14 protein-coding genes are annotated in these 22,555 nt (G+C 61.7%); 11 read left to right on the forward strand and 3 right to left on the reverse strand.

Annotation, left to right across the window (positions count from 1 at the left end):
- Window positions 1-13: 13 nt before the first annotated feature.
- Together IPM16_06415 and IPM16_06420 are read right to left on the reverse strand one after the other, a co-directional pair.
- Window positions 14-697 (reverse strand): response regulator transcription factor, encoded by a 684-nt coding sequence (locus IPM16_06415; protein ID MBK9122740.1) that lies wholly within the window; start codon window positions 695-697, stop codon window positions 14-16.
- A gap of 48 nt (window positions 698-745) precedes the next feature.
- Window positions 746-3,676: a GAF domain-containing protein gene (locus IPM16_06420; GenBank protein MBK9122741.1), complete on the reverse strand. Its 2,931-nt coding sequence runs from the start codon at window positions 3,674-3,676 to the stop codon at window positions 746-748.
- Window positions 3,677-3,874: 198 nt separating this feature from the next.
- On the opposite strand from IPM16_06420, the gene IPM16_06425 reads away from it, so the two are divergent.
- The 11 genes from IPM16_06425 to IPM16_06475 all read left to right on the forward strand — a co-directional run bounded on the left by IPM16_06425 (window position 3,875) and on the right by IPM16_06475 (window position 22,253).
- Entirely contained in the window at window positions 3,875-9,886 is a 6,012-nt protein-coding gene (locus tag IPM16_06425; protein ID MBK9122742.1) for a PKD domain-containing protein, read from the forward strand.
- A gap of 49 nt (window positions 9,887-9,935) precedes the next feature.
- Window positions 9,936-10,958, forward strand: coding sequence for a methyltransferase domain-containing protein (locus IPM16_06430; protein ID MBK9122743.1), 1,023 nt, complete (start codon window positions 9,936-9,938; stop codon window positions 10,956-10,958).
- A gap of 33 nt (window positions 10,959-10,991) precedes the next feature.
- Complete coding sequence (locus IPM16_06435) at window positions 10,992-12,599, forward strand: DPP IV N-terminal domain-containing protein (GenBank protein MBK9122744.1); 1,608 nt, start codon at window positions 10,992-10,994, stop codon at window positions 12,597-12,599.
- Window positions 12,599-15,736 (forward strand): O-antigen ligase family protein, encoded by a 3,138-nt coding sequence (locus IPM16_06440; GenBank protein ID MBK9122745.1) that lies wholly within the window; start codon window positions 12,599-12,601, stop codon window positions 15,734-15,736. Before IPM16_06435 ends, IPM16_06440 begins: the two co-directional genes overlap by 1 nt.
- A gap of 48 nt (window positions 15,737-15,784) precedes the next feature.
- On the forward strand, window positions 15,785-16,732 hold the full coding sequence (locus tag IPM16_06445; protein MBK9122746.1) for an SDR family oxidoreductase: 948 nt from the start codon (window positions 15,785-15,787) through the stop codon (window positions 16,730-16,732).
- Window positions 16,729-18,201, forward strand: a complete 1,473-nt coding sequence (locus tag IPM16_06450; protein MBK9122747.1) for an O-antigen ligase family protein — start codon at window positions 16,729-16,731, stop codon at window positions 18,199-18,201. The genes IPM16_06445 and IPM16_06450 overlap by 4 nt, the downstream gene beginning before the upstream one ends.
- Window positions 18,198-18,791, forward strand: coding sequence for a GtrA family protein (locus IPM16_06455; GenBank protein MBK9122748.1), 594 nt, complete (start codon window positions 18,198-18,200; stop codon window positions 18,789-18,791). The genes IPM16_06450 and IPM16_06455 overlap by 4 nt, the downstream gene beginning before the upstream one ends.
- Before the next feature lies 1 nt (window position 18,792).
- On the forward strand, window positions 18,793-19,923 hold the full coding sequence (locus tag IPM16_06460; GenBank protein MBK9122749.1) for a glycosyltransferase family 4 protein: 1,131 nt from the start codon (window positions 18,793-18,795) through the stop codon (window positions 19,921-19,923).
- A 101-nt stretch (window positions 19,924-20,024) separates the two neighbouring features.
- Window positions 20,025-20,453: an acyl-CoA thioesterase gene (locus IPM16_06465; protein ID MBK9122750.1), complete on the forward strand. Its 429-nt coding sequence runs from the start codon at window positions 20,025-20,027 to the stop codon at window positions 20,451-20,453.
- 158 nt (window positions 20,454-20,611) lie between these two features.
- The gene (locus IPM16_06470) at window positions 20,612-21,640 is read left to right on the forward strand and encodes an AAA family ATPase (GenBank protein MBK9122751.1); all 1,029 of its coding nucleotides are present in this window, start codon (window positions 20,612-20,614) and stop codon (window positions 21,638-21,640) included.
- Window positions 21,609-22,253, forward strand: coding sequence for a hypothetical protein (locus IPM16_06475; GenBank protein MBK9122752.1), 645 nt, complete (start codon window positions 21,609-21,611; stop codon window positions 22,251-22,253). Before IPM16_06470 ends, IPM16_06475 begins: the two co-directional genes overlap by 32 nt.
- A 42-nt stretch (window positions 22,254-22,295) precedes the next feature.
- Here IPM16_06475 and IPM16_06480 read toward each other — a convergent pair whose 3' ends face one another.
- Window positions 22,296-22,529, reverse strand: coding sequence for an acyl carrier protein (locus IPM16_06480; protein ID MBK9122753.1), 234 nt, complete (start codon window positions 22,527-22,529; stop codon window positions 22,296-22,298).
- Window positions 22,530-22,555 lie beyond the last annotated feature (26 nt).

Genomic DNA, 22,555 nt, shown 5'->3' on the forward strand with positions numbered 1-22,555 from the left:
AACAGCCGTGACGCTACTTGGGCAGATGCTTCTCGAACCGATAACCGATGCGGTGTTCGGTCAGGATATAACGCGGGTTTCCGGCGTCTGGTTCGATCTTGCGGCGCAGTTGGCTGATATAGACGCGCGGATAATACTTGTCGTCGATATATTCGTGCCCCCAAACCTGTTCAAGCAGATCGCGCTGGTGGACCACACGCCCGGCGTTTTCGAGCAGGACGATCAGCAGCTTAAATTCGGTGGGCGTCAAGTGGACGCGCCTTCCCTGAACACGCACGTGCCTCCGCTGCGGATCCACGCTGAGGTATCCGTCATCATAATCGGCAGATGCTGGCGATGCGCGCCTTAGGAGGGCTTGAACGCGGGCCGAAAACTCGTTCAATCGCACCGGTTTGACCAGATACTCGTCGGCACCAGCCTGCAAGCCTTCGACAATATCCTCTTCGGTAATCGCCTGCGCGGACATCAACATGATGGGTACGTCTGATGAATCGCGGATTCGGCGGCATACATCGAGGCCGCTAAGCTCTCCCGGCATGACTATATCCAGCACGACAAGGTCGGGTCCCCACAGTTCATAGGTTTTCAACGCATCCAGACCGTTGTACCGCGTCTGGACTTCGAAGTGATCGTTCCGCAGCCGAGTGGAAAGCGCTTCGCCAATCACCAACTCGTCGTCAACAATTAAGACCTTCATCGCCTCGCACCCGTTTGGCTTCGACCGACAAGAGTTATGACAACCATATCACTGTTCGGATACCGTCGTGCGTTGTTGTGCGGGCGCGGTCGGCAGCGTAAACGCAAAGATGCTGCCCCCACCCGGATTGTCCTCGATCCATACACGCCCGCCGTGAGCCTCGATGGTCAATTTGGCAAACGTTAGGCCGAGGCCAACGCCGCCTCGAGCGCTGCGCCGGCCTTCCACCTGCACAAAGCCGTCAAACAGGCGTGACTTGTAGTCCTCCGGGATGCCAAGCCCCTGATCGCGCACCTCAATGCGCACGAAGCCATTATCTGGCTCATGCGGGAAACAGTGGATCGAGACCAGCGAGTGTTTCGGGCTGTATTTGAGTGCATTGTCGATGAAGTTGAGCATCACACGCTCGATCTTGTCGGAATCGACATTGATATTGGGAATGTTCCCGTCCCCGATGAGTTCGACCTCGATGTCTAGCTCCTTCGCTAGAGGCGCGAGTTCCTCAATAACCGAGCGCGCAATCTCACCGAAATCGATACTGCTGCGCTCCACGAGCATGCCACCGCTTTGCATCTTTGCGATATCAAGCAGCGAGTCCACCCGGTTAAGGATTTTCTTCACCGCTCTCCGGCTAATCCCGGTCGCAGACTCCACGACCGACCAGTAAGGGCTATCCTTCGGGATCATCTCGTAGAGCAGGCGTTGGCTTGTGGTCACGGCCGTCAATGGGCTTCTCAGGTCGTGGATGATCATGTTGGTGAGTTCTTCCCGTGACCGCTCGAGTTCTTGCTGGGCCGTTCGGTCGTAAAACACCAACATTAGGCCGATTGATGCGCTGTCGGAGCTGCTTACAGGTACGATGCGACGCTCAACCGCACGCTGCGAGCCGCTGGGAAGGGAGACGTTGTACGTCGTGGCTTCATGCTGTTCCGAGTAGGTGTCCATGTGCAGCACAAACGCCACCGCTTCCTCGCGTGACGCGAAACCTACGCGCTCGGCAAACAGCAGTCCATCGACTTCAAGCAGCTCAAGGAAATTGGCGTGGAGCAGATCCTCGGAAGCCAGCCCAACGATCGACATTCGGGGATTCGCCAAGACGACATCCCCTTGCCGATCGATCATCATGATGCCCTCGACCATGGTATCCAGCAGGCGCGCGAGCCGTTCGCGATCGGCCTCACGCCGCTGGAACAAGCGACCGTTCTCAAGCGCAATTACGGCCTGGTTGCTGATCTGTTCGACAAACCGGATGTCCTCTGCACCGAACCCGCTGGGCGAGCTGTGTTCCAACCAGATGACGCCGAACAAGAAACTTGCCTGCACCATAGGCACAATCAGCAGCGAATTGGATTCTTGTGTGAGAAACGGCGGCATGCCAACCGTATGCATGTCCCGCCGGATCACAAACGCGCCGCTAGCCGGGTCGATCTGCCGCAGCGCTGCGATAACGCTGGCAAACTGCGTCTGGTCGTCTTCGATGCCACGTGTCGCACCGATTTGAGGGGTCGAGGCGATATCGTCCAGCAGCACGAGTAAACCGGTCTCTGCGCCTGTCGCCGACAGGACCTCGTCGAGCACCTGCTCGCACATGCTCCCAACATCTACCGATGACGAAAGCGAACGGCTCAGCACGGCCAGAGTCATGAGGCGTTCGGCGTTGCGCTGGAAGGCTTCATTGGCCTCTACGTACTGCCTCGCGTTGTACAACGACTGTGCCGCCTGTGTCGTAAACGCCCGGAGAATCTCGAGCCGCCGGTCATTTGGGTCGATCGTGTGCGTGAAGTACAGCGCGAGTACGCCGAGAACTGCGCCGCCTGCCACCAGCGGAAACTCGATCAGCGATCGCTGCTTGCGATGAACTCCAACACTCCGCAGCATCTCGGCCCGTGGATCTCTGGCGATGTCGGGGACGACCAGAGGGTGTGCGTCGAAGCGGTCGCTATCGTCCACTTGTAGAGACATCAACGGCACGGAGATGGCTTCGAACTCAACGTCGGAGAGGCCGACAGCCCGCGCCAGCAGATACTGGTCATTCCAGTTCAGATAGACGGCGTAGCCGGTTGCGCCAGTCAGCACGGAGGCGCACGAGATAATGTGGTCCACCAGCGTGTCCGGGGACAGCGTGCCGCTGAGCGTGGCCACGACTTCGTTGAGCAACGACATTTGGCTGATCTGAGAATCTTGATCGGCCATCAGCACCGTATTCTGCACGGCTAGCGACTGCTGGACTTCGAGGTCGTCGCGCAACTTCTGCTCTGCCCGCCCAAGCCCGCTAAGGGCAATCACGATGAGCATTGCGCCGTAAGCGAATACGAGTTCGGCCGTTGTCCCGAGTTTTGAAGCGATCTCACCCCCAAGCACGGCTAACGGAAGCGGAAGCGCCAAAACAACCACGATCGGCGGCAATTCGCGAATCAGAACCTCACCCGGCCGCAGCGTATCGAGCCTGAGTAGCAGATACGCGCCGGAGTAAACGGCCAGAAAGGCGAGCATCGACAGAACGAGTGCACCAAAGTTCTCGGCCGGGTAAGCGCTGACAGGCGCCGACGGCACGACGCCGGCGACCTGACGAAATACTGTGACAAAGGAGTATGCGCTCAGCACGACGCCAGCGAATGGGGCCACCAGCTTGGGCCAGTCTCGCAGGGCGTTAACGCCGCGCCGCTGCATGAGGGTCAGATGCAGAACCGTGCCAAGGAATGTGGACACGGCTGCGGCGACAATCATGGCGTCGACGCCGCTGGAACTTGCGCTCAGCAGTCCAACAAGCACGAACACGTGCCCGGCACTCAGCCGTAGTGACTTCAGCTGAACCGGTATCGCATACGCGAACAGTATGAGAACGCCGTACAGAATTGTGCGCTGAACGTCGCTAGGCTCATTCAGGCGTGCTGTACTCACTATGCCTGCAATGACGGCTGCGGCGAGAATTGTGAGTAGAACCAGCAGCCCGCGCGCTGCATTTCGAACTGTCGACACTGACATTCAGCCCAATTGTGATTTCCGGCGTGATGACTCCGCCTATCAATGATAATAGGCAGCGATCAAATGCGCCAAAGCCGCCCAATTGAAGATCAATCATAGGTCAAGCGTCGGACCACTGTCGTGTCGTTCGCTTGGCCTGCGTTATCATAATACTATGGGTAGTATACGAATCCGCCTTGAGAGGACACACTTATGGCCACTCGAAGAGTTCTAGTGTTGGTCGTCTTGGCCATGTTCGCGCTTCTAATGGCGGCATGCAACTTGACGGGTGGACCAGAGGAGACGGAACTCACACCCGTTCCAACCTCAACGCCTACCCTGTCGGCGCAGGTGACGGGCAGCGTGCCGACGTCAGTCAGCGTCACAACGCTGCCTGTCCTTACACAAGTCGGGCCACCCACGTCGATCGCCATCATTCCGCCGACCGCGATATCGGTGATCCCGACCGCTACCCCGTCCACGATCAGCATTGTGCTGCTGTCGCCGATTCCCGGAAACGTGGTGACTAGCAACGTTCAGGTGCTGGGCTCGGCGATCCATCCGAACTTCCTCCAGTATCAGCTCGAGTATGGCCCCGATCCAAACCCGGGCAACTTGTGGTACGCCATAGGCGGACCGCGCCAATTCCCGGTGCTCAACGGCGTTCTGGGTATTTGGTCGACGAACGCGATCCCGGACGGGAACTACCAGCTCCGCCTGCGCGTCTACTTGCGCGATGGCAGCAATCCCCAAACGGTTGTAAACAACATCCGCGTGCAAAACGCCATACCGACTCCGGTGCCAACCGCGACCCCGTCGATCCCGCGGCCAATTGCGGCCTTTACACAGGATCGCACCTCGGGCGAGGCGCCGCTGGTGGTCCGCTTCACGAATCGCTCAACGGGGCAAATCTCAGGCTACAACTGGTCGTTCGGAGACGGCAGCAGCAGCGCCGAGATCAGCCCGGTACATGTATTCCGTGCGGCTGGCGAGTATGAGGTCAAGTTGACGGTTGTTGGCCCGGGTGGGCAGTCCAACGTCTCGCAAATCATCACGGTCAATACCAACCCGCCGGTGGCGTTGTACGAACAGAGTGCGGTTAGCGGGCCTTCGCCGCTCACCGTTCAGTTCACGGACCGATCCACGGGCGTAATCGATAGTTGGCGCTGGGACTTCGGCGACGGTACAACCTCGACCGAGCGCAGCCCGCGCAAGGTGTTTACAGCAGAAGGCACCTACAATATCTCGCTGCGGGTGCGCGGGCCGGGTGGCACGGGCCGTGCCTTCAGCGTCGTAACAGTGTCGAACCCGCAGGTACCGCCCCCTCAGGCAAACTTCACGCCGACCAACACCGGGGGTATCGCACCGCTTTCGATCCAATACACGGACACTTCCCAAGGTCAAATTACGTCGCGGCTTTGGGAGTTCGGGGACGGCACGACCAGCACCGATCAGAACCCAATTCACCAGTTCGTCAATCCGGGCGTCTACACGGTTCGCTTGACGGTCAATGGTCCGGGCGGCACGGCGACTCAGAGTGGAACAGTCACGGTCACGCGTGCGCCGCAGGCCCCTGAGGCGCGCTTTACCGCCAATCCTACATCTGGCGATGCTCCGCTTATCGTGACGTTCCAGAATTTCACGACCGGTGACGTTACGGGTTATCGGTGGGACTTCGGCGACGGGACACCGATCGATCAGACTCAGGCGCCCACGCATACCTACACCAGCCCGGGAACTTACCGTGTTCGTTTGACTGCGCTCGGCCCTGACGGGTTATCCGATACGGCTGAAGCCGACATCAGCGTGACCCGCCCGCTGGCGCCGCCGAGTGCCGACTTCAACGTATCGCCGCAGGAAGGGTCTGCGCCGCTGGACGTGCAGTTCAACAACTTGTCTTCAGGCGACGACATCCAGTCCAACTGGGACTTTGGCGATGGCGAGTCGCTGGCGACCAACGAGCCGATCGTGTTCCACACGTACGAGGAAAACGGTACGTATACGGTCATCCTGACAGTCGTCGGGCCGGGTGGCCCTGCGAGCAGTGCAACGCGTACGATCACGGTCACGGACCGCGTGCAGGCGGCGTTTGAAGTCGTGAACCTCACCGATCCGCCGGGTCTAGGTGTCGCGTTCCAGGATCGTTCCACAGGCAATCTCACGTCTTGGAACTGGTCGTTTGGAGATGGTGGTTCCAGCACCGATCAGAATCCGTCGCACACCTTCGGTCAGGCGGGCACGTATCAGGTGCGGCTTGTCGTCACCTCGCAGGACGGGGTGCAAAGCGAAGCGACCCAGAGCGTGACCGTTTCGGCTCCGCTGCCGCCGGCGCCTGAGGCGAGCTTCGAGGTCACGGTCGATGACCTGACCGCGCAGTTCACGAACACATCGACGGGTCAAATAGATTCCACGTCGTGGAATTTCGGCGACGGGCAGACTTCTTCCAACTCGAACCCGTCTCACACGTTTGCCGCCGCAGGGACATATACTGTCGAACTGACTGTATCCAACGCTGGCGGTTCGGACAGCTTCAGTCTGCCCGTGACGGTCAACGCCCCACCACCTGCCCCGCCGACTTCGGCATTTAGCTTCTCGGTTGAAGACCTGAACGTTACGCTTACCGACGAGTCGACCGGCGAAGGCATATTCTCGTGGGCATGGGAATTCGGCGACGGTTCATCCTCTAACGAGCAGAACCCGACCCACACGTTCGCCGCCGCGGGCACCTACCGCGTACGCCTCACAGTGACCAATGCCGGCGGCAGCGATCGCAGCGGGCAGGACGTCACCGTAACGGCGCCGCTGCCGAGTGCGCCGCAGTCTGCCTTCACCTTCAGCCCGAGCGGTTTGGACGTTGACTTCACGGACGAATCGACGGGTCAGATCGACACTTGGCAGTGGGACTTTGGCGACGGGGCATCGTCTACCGACCAGAATCCGTCCCATTCCTACGCGGCCGACGGTACATACACCGTTCGATTGACGGTCGCCAACGCAGGTGGTTCGAACTTCAGCGAGCAGCAGGTAGAGGTTACCGCCCCGCTGCCGAATGCGCCGGTGAGCTCCTTCACGTTCTCTGTGCAGGACTTGACGGCGTCGTTTACCGATACGTCGACCGGCGAGAACATCACGTCGTGGTTCTGGGAGTTCGGCGATGGCAACACTTCGAACGAACAGAATCCGACTCATGCCTATGCGGCGCCGGGCACCTATCGCGCTCGCCTGACCGTTGAGAACGCAGGCGGCAGCGATCGAAGCGGGCAGGATGTCACTGTATCGGCCCCGGTGCCAGACGCGCCGACGTCAGCCTTCACGTTCAGCGTAAACAACCTCGATGTGCAGTTCACTGACCTCTCGACCGGCCAGATCGACACTTGGCAGTGGGATTTCGGCGACGGCAACACGTCTGATCAACAGAGTCCGGCACACAGCTATGAGAGTGACGGCACGTATACTGTGCGTCTGACGGTCGCCAATGCCGGCGGTTCGAACTCCAGCGAGCAGCAGGTGACGGTATCAGCTCCACTGCCGAACGCGCCGACATCGGTATTCACGTTCAGCGTGAACAACCTCGATGTGCAGTTCAACGACCAGTCGACCGGCCAGATCGACACGTGGCAGTGGGACTTCGGCGACGGCAACACGTCCAACCAGCAAAGCCCGTCGCACAGCTACGCCAACGGCGGGACGTACATCGTCCGCCTTACGGTGGCTAACGCGGGCGGCTCGAACTTCAGTGAACAGCAGGTGGCGGTGTCTGCCCCGCTGCCGAACGCGCCGACATCGGCATTCACGTTCAGCGTGAACAACCTCGATGTGCAGTTCAACGACCAGTCGACCGGCCAGATCGACACGTGGCAGTGGGACTTCGGCGACGGCAACTCGTCGAATCAGCAAAGCCCGTCGCACAGCTACGCCAACGGCGGGACGTACATCGTCCGCCTAGCGGTCGCCAATGCCGGCGGTTCGAACTTCAGCGAACAGCAGGTGGCAGTGTCTGCCCCGCTGCCGAACGCTCCAACATCCGCGTTCACGTTCAGCGTGAACAACCTCGATGTGCAGTTCAACGACCAGTCGACCGGCCAGATTGACACATGGCAGTGGGACTTTGGCGACGGCAACTCGTCGAATCAGCAAAGCCCGTCGCACAGCTATGCTAACGGCGGGACGTACCTCGTTCGCCTGACGGTGGCCAATGCGGGCGGTTCGAACTTCAGCGAGCAGCAGGTGGCGGTGTCTGCCCCGCTGCCGGATGCGCCGGTGAGCTCCTTCACGTTCACTGTGCAAGACCTGTCCGCGTCGTTCACCGATACCTCGACCGGCGAGGACATTACGTCCTGGTTCTGGGAGTTCGGCGATGGCAACACCTCGACGGAGCGGAATCCGAGCCACATGTATGGTGCGCCGGGCACCTATCGCGCCCGACTGACGGTTGAGAACGCTGGAGGCAGTGACCGGAGTGGTCAGGACGTAACCGTAACCGCTCCGCTGCCGCCCGCCCCACAATCGGCATTCACGTTCAGCGCCAACGGTCTGAACGTGCAGTTCACCGATCTCTCGACAGGTCAGGTCGACTCGTACTTCTGGGAGTTTGGCGATGGCACGCAGGCGTTCGACCGGAATCCGGCGCACAGCTACGCGACGGACGGCACGTATACGGTCCGCCTAACCGTCAGCAACGCCGGCGGCTCGACTGCGAGCGAGCAGCAGGTGTCGGTTTCGACGCCGCTGCCACAGGCGCCGCAGTCGGCATTCACGTTCAGCGCCAACGGTCTGAACGTACAGTTCACCGATCTCTCGACCGGTCAGGTTGACTCGTACTTCTGGGAATTTGGCGATGGCACGCAGGCGTTCGACCGGAATCCGGCGCACAGCTACGCGACCGACGGTACGTACACGGTCCGCCTGACGGTAAGCAACGCGGGCGGCTCGAATGCCAGCGAGCAGCAGGTATCGGTAAAGGCGCCGCTGCCGCAAGCGCCGCAGTCGGCGTTTACGTTCAGTGCCAACAATCTCGACGTCCAGTTCTCCGATCTTTCGACCGGGACGATCGACAGTTGGTTCTGGGAGTTCGGCGATGGCGCAACGGCCACCGATCAGAATCCGTTCCACACCTATCCGGGTCCGGGTACGTACCGCGTAACCTTAACCGTAGCGAATGCGGGCGGCTCGAATCAGTCCGCGCAGGACGTGACTGTCAGCACACCGGTGCCCAACGCACCTGTGCCTGACTTCACGTTCGATGTCAACGATCTCACGGTCACGTTTACCGACGCAACGTCGGGCGACGTAACGGACCGGCTGTGGGAGTTTGGCGACGGCGCGACGAGTACCGAGACGAATCCGACCTACACTTACGCCGGCTACGGGGAATTCACGGTGCGGCTGACGGCATCGAATGCTGGCGGTAGCAACGCTGTCGAGTATCCGGTGCTCCTACAAGCCCCTGAGCAGCCCCCGCAGGAGAGTATCGCCGATACCGCCCCCGTAGAGCCCAACGTCAACGACCTCGCGGGTCGCCTGTCGACCATCCTGAACGGCTCCGGCAACAATGCCGCGTCGTTCGCCGTCATCGGCGACCGGTCGATCGACCCGAGCATGTTCTTGAGTCCGTTTGGCGACGGCCAGTACGAACTGTCCGAGGCAGGTTCCAGCGTGGACGGAATCATCCAGTTCTATCTGGCGACGACGCTAGACGACGGATCGAACCCGTTCCAGCGTGTCGGCTCGGCGGTGGACAGCAACTTGCGTGCTGCCAACTTCGCCTACGACTTTGGTGATTGCGGCGATACGTTGGTCGCCTGCGAACTGGACGCAATCTCACCCGCCATCACGATCATCAGCCTCGGCTATCAGGACGGTCGTGACGGCACGAGCCCTGACGACTTCCGCTCATCGCTGAACGAGATCGTCACAACGACAATTGGCCGTGGCAGCATTCCTGTGCTGCTGACGCCGTACACGCGCCCCGGCGACGACGTGAACATCAAGGCCTTGGCCGAGGTGATCATCAACTACGGCCGCGATAACGATCTGCCGGTCGTCAACGTGTGGCGTATGTTCAACGAGTTGGTCGAGCCGCTGAACGGAAACAATCCGTCGGTTGCCAATCAGGGGGCCGATCGGCTTGGCGACAACCAGATCGCGCGCTTCGGTGAAAACGCTCGCAACTACTACGTGCTCAATACGCTGCGGCGAGTCCTTCAAGCTGTCGGTCAGTTCTAAGCTGCCGAAATCTGGGGCGGTCGAATGGCCGCCCCAGCGGTTTCCCCTTATGCGAAATGACGAATTCGAACTGGAAGTCCTGCCCGGCTTGGAGCACATATGCGCCCAAGAAGCAGTCGAGAAGTTGGGTGGCGGGCAGGTTGTCACGGGTCTGCGCAGCGGTGCCGTCTCGGTTGAGCCGACTGTCGACGTCGACGCGCTGCGCACACTGCGCACCGCAAACTCGGTGTACGCTGTCGTTACGGCGCCCGTGCCTCGCCCAAAGGCGCTGTTAGGCCATCAGTATTGGACCCGGATTGTGTCGGTTTGCCGTGAGATTGTCCGGGGCGATCCGTCTTTCCGAACGCTCGGTTTGGACGCGGCAGGCGCACAGAGTTCAGTGATGCAGCGAATCAAGACCGAACTGGCCGATTCGCTTGGTCTTGTCGTAGCCGACGAGAAAGGCGATCTCCACGTCCGGATTCGTCCCGTACGCGATGGCAATGGCTGGCAGGTTCTTGTCCGCGTTACGCCGCGCCCGCTTGCAACCCGTCCATGGCGTGTCCACAACTATGAAGGCGCGCTCAACGCCTGTGTCGCCGCTGCGATGATCCGTCTCGCCAAGCCGACTCCGGCGGACTGCGTGTTGAATGTGTGCTGCGGGTCCGGCACGCTGATGGTCGAGCTGAACCAAGCGGCTATTGTGCGCCAGTGCATCGGCGTCGACGTCAACACCGATGCGCTGTCTCTGGCATCCGCACATCTCGCAGTCGCGCAGGTCGATACGTGCGCGCTTCTTGCGGGCGATGCAACCGCCCTGCCGTTACACGACAACTCCGCTAGCCTCATCTTGGCCGACTTGCCGTTCGGTCAGCGCGTCGGCTCTCACGCCGAGAACCTTGTCCTCTACCCCGCCCTCATCGACGAAGCGGCGCGTGTCGGTGCAGCGGGTGCCCGCTTGGTCCTCATCACTCACGAGAAACGCCTGATCCGGCAGATCGTCCATGACCACGCGGCTTGGGAGGTTGTCAAGGAACTCGAAATCAACCAGAACGGGCTGCATCCCGTGATCGTCGTGTTGGAGCGCCGTTGAATTGGCTCTTCTGCTCGTGATAGGATTCCAGCCATGATGCGTATGACTCAAACACTGCTCGCTGTCCTTCTCCTGCTCTTCGCGGGTGGATGTCAGCCGCCTGCCGACGACACCCAAATGATCGTGTCGCTCGTTGTCGATGGACGTAGCCTGACCTACGATGTGCCAGAGCCGATCACGGTTGCCGAGTTCCTCGCCCAAGTCGACGTGACGCTGGGCGATCTGGATCGCGTCGTGCCTCCTCCGTTCACACAGATCTCCGATGGCCTACAGATTACCGTCCGGCGAGTGGCTGAAGAAACCGAATGCGAGGATCGCGACCTGCCATTTACCCGTCGCACGCTGATCAATGAACAGCTCGAACCGGGTGCAGAAGTGCTTTTTCAGGCGGGTCAGAACGGGCGAGAACGTCAATGTTTCCGGGTGCAGTTTGTCGATGGAATCCGCGCCGAATCCGTTCCGATCGGCGAGCCCACCGTGCTGGCAAGCGCGGTCGAAGAGATCGTGTATGTCGGGCCGACGACGCGCCTGTCGCCCGTCGACATCCGTGGGACGCTCGCATATGTCAGCGGCGGCAACGCATGGGTGATGCGCGGCAGCAGCGATTCGCGCAGGCCAGTGACGAACACAGGCGACGTTGACCCGAGCCGCGCTTACAGCTTGAGCGCAGACGGGCGGCAGCTGCTGTACACACGAACCACGGCGACCGGAAGCGAGTTCGGCAACCAGCTTAGCGTGGTTCTCGACGTTACTGCGTCCTCTCCGCAGTCGGTCGATTTGCGGCCGACCAACGTGCTTTGGGCCGAATGGGTCCCCGGGCGGGCCAACACCGTCAGCTACACGCGAGCGCAACCGCGATCGACAAGCCCGGGCTGGGGAGCCTACAACGACCTTTGGCTCATCACACTTGACGCCACGACCGGCGAGGAGATCGACATCGACCCCTTGATCGACGAGTCGCCGGGACGCGGCGGTCCGTTCTCGTGGTGGGGACGGGGCTACGCATGGTCGCCCGATGGCGGCGCGCTGGCGTGGGTCCATGCCGACAGTGTCGGCCTTGTGGACTTGGAGAGCGGGACGCTGGACACGCCGCTCGTCTCGTTTGTCCCGTTCACACCGCGCAGCGATTGGTCATGGCGCACGTCAGTGTCTTGGTCGCCTGACGCAGATCTGCTCCTGACGGTCGTTCACGGCGAGCCGGTCGGCAGCGAGGCGGCAGAGCGTTCTCCGATCTTCGACGTGGCCGTGCTTGCACGCGACGGTTCCTTTTCGGCGACCGTGTACGAGCAGTCCGGGATATGGGCGTTTCCGAAATTCGCGCCGCCAAATAGCGGCCCCGGCGCTGCAACAGGACGGCGGCCCGGGATGTCCTACTTGCTGGCGCGCCAGCCGCTTGTCAGCGTCGGTGACAGTGCCGAGTACGACCTGTACGTCGCCGACGTAGATGGCAGTAATGCCCGACGGATATTCCCGCCGGAGGATCAGCGGGGGATCACACAGCGCGATTACTCGTGGAGCCCTGACGGCAGCTACATTGCGATCGTGTATCAGGGCAACGTGTGGGTTGTGGATGTCGTCACTGCGGCGTCCTTTCAGGTTACGTTGGACGGTTCTGCGTCGCATCCCGTTTGGGCCCGGTGATGCGCTCGCCTCTGCGCAAGCTTGCCCTCGTTTTGATCGCCGTCTTGGTTGTGATACTGACAGGCACGGCCGCGATTGCTGTCGAGGTTTCGGTCAATACGCTTGCGCGCGGCACGGTTGACCCCGTAAGTGCCGATTCACTGCCCTATTGGCAGGAACGGTTCGGCGTAAACGCGGAGCTTCGCACAATTCCGGCCGACCAGCTTGACGATCAGCTCGCGTTGATGCGTGCTGCGGGAGTGCGGTGGGTCCGGCAGGAATTCGACTGGAATGCGCTTGTACCAGAGCGCGGCCGCTACGAATGGGTGGCATACGACCGGATCGTGTCGGCGGTAGACGCCGTCTCCGAAATCGAACTGCTTGCGGTGTTGGTCAACACGCCTGCGTGGGCGCGCGATCCACGCGCGCCGAACAACCTCACGTCCCCGCCGCAGAGTACGGCAGAATTTGCCGAGTTTGCAGGGTCCGTCGCCGCGCGCTATGCGGATTCGGTCGATTACTATCAAGTGTGGGACGAGCCGAACCTCCTAACCAACTGGGGCATGCTAGCACCCTCCGCCTCGCGTTATGCTGCGCTTCTGGCGGATGCGTCGCAATCGCTGCGGGGGGCCGACCCGACGGCATTCGTCATCGCTGCCGGCCTTGCCCCTACGCAAGAACGCGGTCCGGACAATATCCATGAGATCGCCTACCTCAATGACCTACTCACGTTTGGCGCGGCGCAGTCTGTCGATGCCTTCGCCGTGAAGCCTTACGGGTTGGATATCGGGCCGTACGATCGCACGATTGCGGATCACGTCTTGAACTTCTCCCGTGCCGTCACTACCTACGAAGCGCTCGCCCAGCACGGGACACCGGTACCGCCGATTTGGGCGACGCAATGGGGGTGGAACACGCTCCCCGATTCGTGGCGCGGCCTGCCATCCATCTGGGGCTCCGTAACCCCGCAGCAGCAGATCGAGTACACGCTCGGCGCGCTCGACCGCATCCGGGCCGAATGGCCGTGGATGGGCCCGGCGATCCTGCATCATTGGAATCCGCCCTACCCCCCCGACCATCCGCAGCAGGGCTTCGCACTCACTCGGCCCGACGGAACGGCGACCCCGTTGTTGACCACGCTGCTGGAACGCGCACAAACATCATCGGTGGGCGCGCCCACCGGGTGGCATGCGGTGCGTACCGCATACGCCGAGTACTCGGGCGTATGGACCTTTCGGGGTGATTCCGCCGACATCGGGTGGCTGCGTGATAGCCGTCTCACGTTTACGTTTGAGGGAACCTCCGTCGCCCTCCTCCTGCGCCAAGGCGATTACGTGGCAAACCTCTATGCGGAAGTGGATGGCGAGCCGGCCAATGCCCTCCCGCGCGATGCCGCCGGGCGGGCTTACGTCGCGCTGCAGAGCGCCGATCGGCTGCCCCGGCAGGGTCCTGTTCTAATCGCCTCGGGGCTGGCGCCCGGCGTGCACACGCTTACCATCGTGGCTGATCAAGGCTTTGACCAGTACGCCCTGATCGGGTATGCCGTTGGTCCGCCATCCCCCGTGCCGTCATGGACGCATTGGCGCGCCGCGTCTTGGATTGCCGTTGTGGTGGCGTTGGCGGGCTTCGCTGGCGTGCTATGGTACGTGGACGGCCTCTCAACCTTACTTCGTTCGGCGCGGCGTGCATTTGATCGCCTTAACACGCCGGTGCAGTTGGCGATCGCGGGGCTGAGCTCTGCGGCGCTCATGCTCACGATGGCGGTGTCCTTTGGCGCGACGGATGGCGCATGGGCCCGCCGCGATCCCCTGCTGGCGCTTATCGCTGTGGTCAGCGCAGGCACGGTATACGTCAATCTAACGCTTCCGGTCACGCTTATTGCGCTCGTTGTTCTACAGTGGTGCATCTTTCAACGCGTCGTGCTCGGCCTCGCGTTGACAGCATTCTTCGCGCCATTTTTCTTGTTTCCGGTAGAACTGTTCACGTTCGCGTTCCCGATGGTCGAGATCGTTCTCCTGATGACGCTTGCCTCGTGGGTCGTTCAGTCTGCCGCGGGTGAAGCACGCCGACGCCAAGCTGGGACTACCCGTAGTTCGATACGTCTGTCCGGCCTTGACGTGCTCGTCATCGCATATGTGGTTCTGGGGATCGCCGCCGCCTCATGGTCGGCACTCAAGGGGCCAGCTCTCACCGAACTGCGCACGCTCTTCTTGGAACCGGCGGCTTTCTACCTCGTTGCGCGGACGACCCTGCGTTCGCGGTCCGATTTGCTCGTCGTCATCGGCGCGTTCCTCGCGGCGGGGGTTGCGGCAGCGGGAATCGGACTGGCCCAGTACTTTACCGGAGCGGCGATCATCACCGCAGAAGACGGCAGCAGACGGCTTGCCGGCGTGTACGGATCGCCAAATAACCTCGCGCTGTACCTCGGCCGTGTCATCCCGTTCCTTGCCGCGGCGGCGCTGTCGTTCACCAATCGCTGGCGGTGGATGGCGATCGGTTCGCTGGTTGTGACGGTCTTGGCGGCGATTCTCACACAAAGCGTCGGCGGGCTGTTCATCGGAATCCCGGCAGGCGTGACTATCGCCGTGTTGGCGCTCTACGGTCGTCGCGCCGTGCCGTGGCTGATCGGCGCCGCCATTCTCGCGGCTGTCGTATTTGTCGTGCTGGCCGGGCAGTCGGATCGGTTCGGCCGCGCGCTCGACTTCACGCAGGGCACGAACTTCTACCGTATCCGCGTGATGCAAAGCGCGGTCAACGTGATCGCGGATCACCCGCTAACCGGCCTCGGGCTGGACCAATTTTTGTACGCGTTCCGCGATCGATACATTTTCCCCGATGCGTGGCCCGAACCTGACCTCTCGCACCCGCACAATATGCTGCTCGACTTCTGGGTGCGCCTCGGCATTGGCGGCGCTGTGCTGGCGATCGCGTTCGTCGTGGTCAGTCTGCGTACAGCTCTTGGCGCAGTTGGCGCGATTGGGCAGCGCGTCGAGTCTCGCTGGCTAGCGGCGGGCCTGCTTGGCGCGCTTGCGGCACTCTATGCGCACGGCATGGTCGACAACAGCGTGTTCGTGATCGATCTCGCATTTGTGTTCATGCTGCTGTTGTGTGCCGTCCAGTTCGTGCGGCGCGCCGAGCCAAGCAGCCCTTCGGCCTGACGTCTGGTATCGTGCGATGGTAAACTGGCGGACGTTCACGGAGGGCCAATGCGCGTAGTTATCGCTGGCGGTGCAGGATTTATCGGGTCGCATTTGTGCGACCGCTTCATTGCGGACGGGCATACGGTCGTCGCCGTTGACAATTTGATTACGGGAAGCGAGACCAACGTCCAGCACCTCTCAGATCGAGCGGCGTTCTCCTTCTTGAAGCAGGATATTTGCGAACCTTTTGAGATTGACGGACCGGTTGACCTCGTGCTCAACTTCGCGTCACCTGCCAGCCCGGTCGACTATCTTGAGCTGCCGCTGGAAACGCTGATGGTCGGCTCGTACGGGACTCGGAACACCCTCGAACTGGCGCGCATTAAAGGCGCCACGTATGTTCTGGCGTCGACCTCCGAAGTCTACGGCGATCCGCTTGTACATCCCCAACATGAAGGCTACTACGGCAACGTAAACCCGATCGGCCCGCGCAGCGTCTACGACGAGGCCAAGCGATTCGCCGAAGCAATGACGATGGCGTATCACACGAAGTTTGGTTTGAACACGCACATCGTCCGCATCTTCAACACGTATGGGCCACGGATGCGTCTCAATGACGGGCGTGTCGTGCCGAACTTCGTCGATCAGGCGCTGCGCGGCGAACCGTTGACCATCTACGGCGATGGCAGCCAAACTCGCAGTTTCCAGTACGTTTCCGACCTGATCGAGGGGGTAGTCCGGCTCTCGCAGTCGAATTATCACCTGCCGGTTAACATCGGTAACCCGAACGAACTGGCGATACACGAGTTCGCCGAGGTCGTCAACATGCTGGTGGACAATCCGGCAGGCGTCGTCTACGTGCACGATGGCCGTACTCGTGACGACCCGCAGACGCGCCGCCCGGACATCGCATTGGCCGCCCGGCTCCTCGGCTGGGAACCTCACGTCTCCCTGCACGATGGCTTAGTAGACACGTTCGCGTACTTCGAGGAACAGCGCAAACGCGCGCCATGAGCGTAGGATCGTTGACGCCGTCCCGTGCAATCCTGCCGATCGGCGCACTTGTCGCAGCGGGCGCGATCGGCGCGGCGTCTGCAGTCCTCCCAGCGTCCACGCTGGCATTAGTCGTTGCCACATTCGTCATTGTTCTGGCCTTACTTCTGGCCACACCGGTCGCCGTATTTGCGCTTCTGATCCTCGCGCCCCTTTCGGCCCTCCTGTCGGTACGCATGCCCGGCGTGCTGCCGGCGGACCTCGGCCAAGTGCTGCTTGCATTGTCACTGAGCGCACTCATCGCAGCGGCTGTCATCCGCCGTCGCATTTCGCTGCCGCGGCTCGGCAGTCCGATCATGCTTGGCTTGCTTGCATTCGTCGTCGCAGGCGGCATCAGCGCGTTTTCCGCCGCGAGCCTATCTGCATGGACGGTCGAGTGGCTGAAGTGGCTCCTGATGGCCGCCGTCGCCGCGTGGGTAATCGCCTACCGGCGCTGGGAGTGGGTGCTCTTCGCGGTGACGATGGCCGGTGTCGCAAACGCGATCGTCGGAATCTGGATCTACTTTGGGGGAAGCGGGGCGGAGCACTTTCTCATAACCCCGGGCTCGTATCGCGCCTTCGGAACCTTCGAGCAGCCCAATCCATTCGCCGCCTTCATGGGGATAGTCGCGCCTGTGGCGGGTGCCGCGAGTGTCGGCTACATCCGCGCGGCATGGGCGATGCGCCGCAGCAGTTATCGATCCAGATGGGGAACAAACGTGCTCTGCGCCGGTTATTACGGAGTGGCCTCGGCGCTGATGCTTGCTGCCCTCGTATTCTCGTGGAGCCGCGGGGCGTGGCTTGCGGCCGGGGTGGCTGGTGTCGTCGTCGCCTTAGCGATGCCGCGCCGGCGTTTGCACAGCGCCGTCCTGCTGGCTGGCATCGTCGCTGCGAGCGTGTTGGCGATCGCATCCGGTAGGCTGCCAGCTTCGATTACCGAGCGGGTCGCGAGCGCATTCACCGACCTCGTCAATGTGTCGGACGTCCGCGGCGCCGATGTTACGCCTGAGAACTATGCGGTCGTCGAACGGCTGGCGCATTGGCAGGCTGCGGTCGAGATGGCGCGCCTGTCGCCTGTCACGGGTGTCGGGCTGGGCAACTATGAGGTCGTGTACCCGCAGGTGCGGTTAATGTCTTGGAAATTCGCTCTCGGGCATGCCCACAATTACTACTTGAATGTTCTTGCCGAGACTGGCATGATTGGCGTCTTGGCCTACGCTGGAATGTGGGTGGTGTTCGTTGTCGTTTCGGCGCGAGCGCGTGCCCATCCCGACCCGTTAGCTTCGTCCATCGCGGCCGGTCTGCTTGGGAGTTGGACGTATATCATCGTCCACAGCGTGACCGACCAAGTCTTTGTGAACTACGCCTTTCTGCACGTTGGCGTGCTGATAGGTCTCGCCGGTCTTCTGCACGGGCAGACGTGGAAACTCAACAGGCTGAATCCCCAATGACGACAACCGAGGCAGCCGTGGTCGAAACCACAGACGTGCGCCACTTCCGCACGCCGCTGGATGGAATCATTCGCTACGCAGCGAATCGGTTCGGCCCGACGCGTGCAAAGGAAATGGAACGCTTCTTCCGGTTCGCCGTGGTCGGCGCTTCGGGTGCAGTCATCGACCTCGGCCTGCTGTTCATCCTTCAGCAGACGATCATTCCGCCCACCCGTGGCCTTACAGTCGCGCTTGCGAGCGGGATCGCATTCTTTACTGCGGTCATCAGCAATTTTGTCTGGACGCGTCTATGGGTGTATCCGGACTCGCGTTCGCGCTCGATGCGTCGCCAGCTCGCGATGTTTACCCTTGTGAGTGTCGCGGGCGGCCTTTTCCGACTTCTCTGGATGGCGCTTATGGCGTTTCCGATCGGCGCGCTCGTCACACCGATCGCCGCGCCGGTAATTCAGGCCGTCGTCGGTGAGTTCGAGGTCAACCAGTTTACTGAGGCGCGTATCGGCAGTATCGTGGCGCAGATGATCGCGATGGTCATCGTGATGATGTGGAACTTCTACGCCAATCGTCATTGGACGTATAACGACGTGGATTGACATGGCGCGCGTCGCCATTGAGTACTCCCCTGCCCTGCTTCAGGCCGGCGGCGTTGGTCGCAGCGTCCGCGAGATGACGGCGGCACTGCTCCAGTCTGCCCGACACGAATACACGCTGGTCACCAGCGGCCTTCCCGCGCCTCGCCTTCCGACTGAATTAGCTGCCCAACAGCGCAGCATTCCCATTCCCGACCGCGTGTTGACCCGCCTCTGGCATCGTGCCGGCGCAGCGTTTCCCGCGTCCCTGTTCGTGCGTGGCCACGACCTGTTCTTCGCGACGAACTTTGCGCTGCCGCCGCTTCCGCGCGGCATGCGATCTGCCGTGTTCATCCACGACCTGACCTACTTGCATGCCGCTGATGCCGCTGTTCCCTCATTGATCGCATTCCTCTCGAGCGTCGTCCCACGGGCCGTGGCGACTGCCGACGTCGTGGTCGTCAATTCCCTCTCCACCAAGTCCGATCTCGTCGCTGCGTACGGTGTCGACCCGGAGCGTATCCACCCTGTTCAGTTCGGTGTCGGCACGCAGTTCCGTCCGGTCGAAAAAGCGGTCGCGCAGTCGACCGCCGCGCGCTATGGCCTCGGCGGTACACCTTACGTTCTTGCCGTCGGAACGCTGCAGCCGCGAAAGAACTACGCACGGCTGATCGAAGCCGTCGGTAGTCTCCGCAGCTCAGGGCATAACGTTCACCTTGCGATTGCCGGCCCCGAGGGCTGGATGACGGAAGAACTCCGCGTAGGCGCGAACGGTTCAGGCGACTTTGTGCACCTGTTGGGTAAGGTGCCCGACGGCGATCTGCCGGCCCTATACAGTGGCGCGCTCTGTTTTGCGATGCCTTCGCTTTACGAGGGGTACGGCCTGCCGGTGCTAGAGGCGATGGCGTGTGGCGCACCGGTCGTAACGTCGAATGTTTCGTCTCTGCCCGAGGCGGCAGGTGGCGCTGCGCTTCTAGTTGATCCGCGTGACGTGGATGCGCTCGCCGACGCGCTTGGCGGTCTTGTGACGAACGCGGAACTCCGGGCGGATCTCGCGCAGCGTGGGCTTGACCGGGTGCGCGGCCTGACTTGGGCTCGCACGGCGGCGGAACTGGAATCGGCGTTCGACTTCGCGCTTGCCAATCCCCGGTCGTGACGAACGCCGGGTATAATCGCAGCACACGAGAGGGGGTACCGGTGGCCGACTCACATCCCGCAAAATCGATCGCCAAGTCGCGCGTGTCGCTTAGTTCCGTCATGGGGCCGCACGATACCAACATTCACGGCAACATCCACGGCGGCGTCATCATGAAGCTTGTCGACGAGGTCGGCGCGCTCGCGGCCGTTCGCCATGCTCGCATGCCGGTGGTGACGATCGTGATCGACAGCATGATGTTCCTTGAGCCGATCCGGGTCGGAAATGTGGTTACGTTGAACGCAGAGCTGACGTGGGTCGGCCGAACGTCAATGGAGGTGCGTGTCGAAGTTACGGCCGAGAACCCGCTGACGGGCACCGTTACCATGACGAACACCGCCTATCTCGTCTACGTCGCGCTTGATCCGGACGGCCGCCCTGCCCCGGTGCCGCGTTTGATCTATGAGAATGACGAGCAGCGTAAGCGTGCCGAGGGCGCCGAAGTCCGACAGCAGGAACGCAAACGGCGTCAAAGCGAGGACTCGCGATGACCGACGATCGCCAAGACGCGGTTAGCTCGCCAGATTCGGAAGGGCCGACGACAGGTCGCTCGGTTCTGCTGGAACTGCTCAGGTCGTCGGGTGCGAACGCGGTATTGGCGGAGCGACCGACCGACCTCGGGCTTGCCGAACACCGGCCTTACCCGTTTATGGCGCTGGTCGGCCAGACCGACATGCGGGTGGCGCTGCTGTTGGCAGTGATCAATCCGAATATCGGGGGCGTGCTGCTGATCGGCCAGCGCGGGACCGGCAAGACGACAGCCGTGCGCAGCCTGACCGACATCCTCCCCGCTGTAGAAGTCAGTGACTGTGAGGAAGGCGTCATCGAGGAAGACCTCAAGTCGCCGTACGCCGAGACGCTGTACCCCGACTGCTACGAGAAGCACAAGCGCGGGGAACCCATATCGCATTTCGAGGCGGTCAAGCTCGTCGAGCTGCCGCTGACGGCGCGACTCGATGACGTCGTCGGTGGCATCAACGAGCGAATTGCTGTACAGCGCAATCGTGTTCGCCTTGAGCGTGGCATTCTGGCGCGTGCCGACCGCAATATCCTCTATGTCGATGAGGTCAACCTGCTTGACGACACGATCGTCGACGCGATCTTGGATGCTGCGGCGCAAGGAAGCTACAGCGTGCGCCGGGGGCCGATGGTCGGGACGTATCGGTCGCGCTTTGTACTTGTCGGCAGCATGAACCCGGAGGAAGGCAACCTGCGGCCTCAAATCCTCGACCGGTTCGGCCTGCGTGTCGGTGTGCGCGGGCTGTTCGACGGGGACGAGCGTCGCATCGTGTTCGACCGGATGCGGGCGTTTCGGACGAATCCGTCAGCCTTCATCCAGAGCTTCGAGTGGGCGACCGCTGAGGCGCGCGATGAAGTACAGGCGGCAAAGGAGCGGCTGGAAAAGACGTCGCTTTCCGACGAGGCGTTCGACGTGGGATTCGAGCTTATTCGACAGCTCGAGATCGACTCTCATCGGGCCGATTACGTCATGTTCGAGGCGGCGCGCGCCTACGCAGCGATTGACGGTCGCACACGTGCTACCGTGGACGACTTGTTGGCCATCGCACCGCTTGCACTCCGCCAGCGCCGCAGCACGTATATGAAACAGTTTTTCCTTGAGCAAACCCAAGAAGACGAGGAAATTCGTGCAAGCATCGAAGCACTTCGGCCGAAGTGAAGCGGCAGCGGCGGCGCTGACCGTTGTCGCCGCCGTCGGTTATGCGCTGCCGTGGGCCACGGCCACAGCCTCGGCTCTGACCTTCTCCGCGTACGACCTCGCGGAGTGGACAAGCCTGATTCCCGGCGTAAGGTACGGCGTGGAGCCCATGGCCGTACCGGGGCAGCTGCGTGCGGTCCTGATTTCCCTAACGCTGTTGGTCGTCCTTCTCCCAGCGCGGCGTAAGTCTATCTTCGGCGTGGTGTCCGCTGTCGCCGCGATTACACTGGTGGTCGCGCAGCTTCCGCCATTGGAGTACTTCATGGGCGCGGGTTTCCGTGCCGACGTGAACTACGGCCAGCAGTTCACCTTCTCGCTGTTAGCGCTGATCGGCGCGACCTTGTGCTGGATGGTCCCGCGTGGGGCGCCCCGGACGATCGCGATGGTGCTCACGGGTGCGTCGGGTGCGGTCATCGCGGTCACAGCCGCCGCGCGCGGACTGGAAGCCATGGCCGGATTAGCTGTCGGTTTCTCACTGGGTATCGGGCCGTGGATAACCGCCGGGAGCATCGCCGCGCTCGCGGTGATTGCGCTTCGAAGCTACGTCCGCCCGAAATCAAAAGGGGCGCCGTAAGCGCCCCCCGAGTCGTTCGATGGATAATGCGGGCCGCAGCGCCTACATGCGCTCCTTGATGTATTCGATCGCCGCACCGACAGTCTCGATCTTCTGGGCGTCCTCGTCCTTGATCTCGCCGCCGAACTGACGTTCAAATTCCATGATCAGCTCGACGAGGTCGAGCGAATCCGCTTCCAGATCATTGCGAAAGTGCGCGTCCAGCGTCACTTTTTCCTCTTCCACACCGAGAAGATCGATGACGATCTTTTTGACTTTTTCCTCAACCGTCTCCATGGCTCCCTACCTGCCTCCTGCTAGGT

Origin of the sequence: Candidatus Flexicrinis affinis (genome assembly GCA_016716525.1) — a bacterium.
Classification (GTDB): domain Bacteria; phylum Chloroflexota; class Anaerolineae; order Aggregatilineales; family Phototrophicaceae; genus Flexicrinis; species Flexicrinis affinis.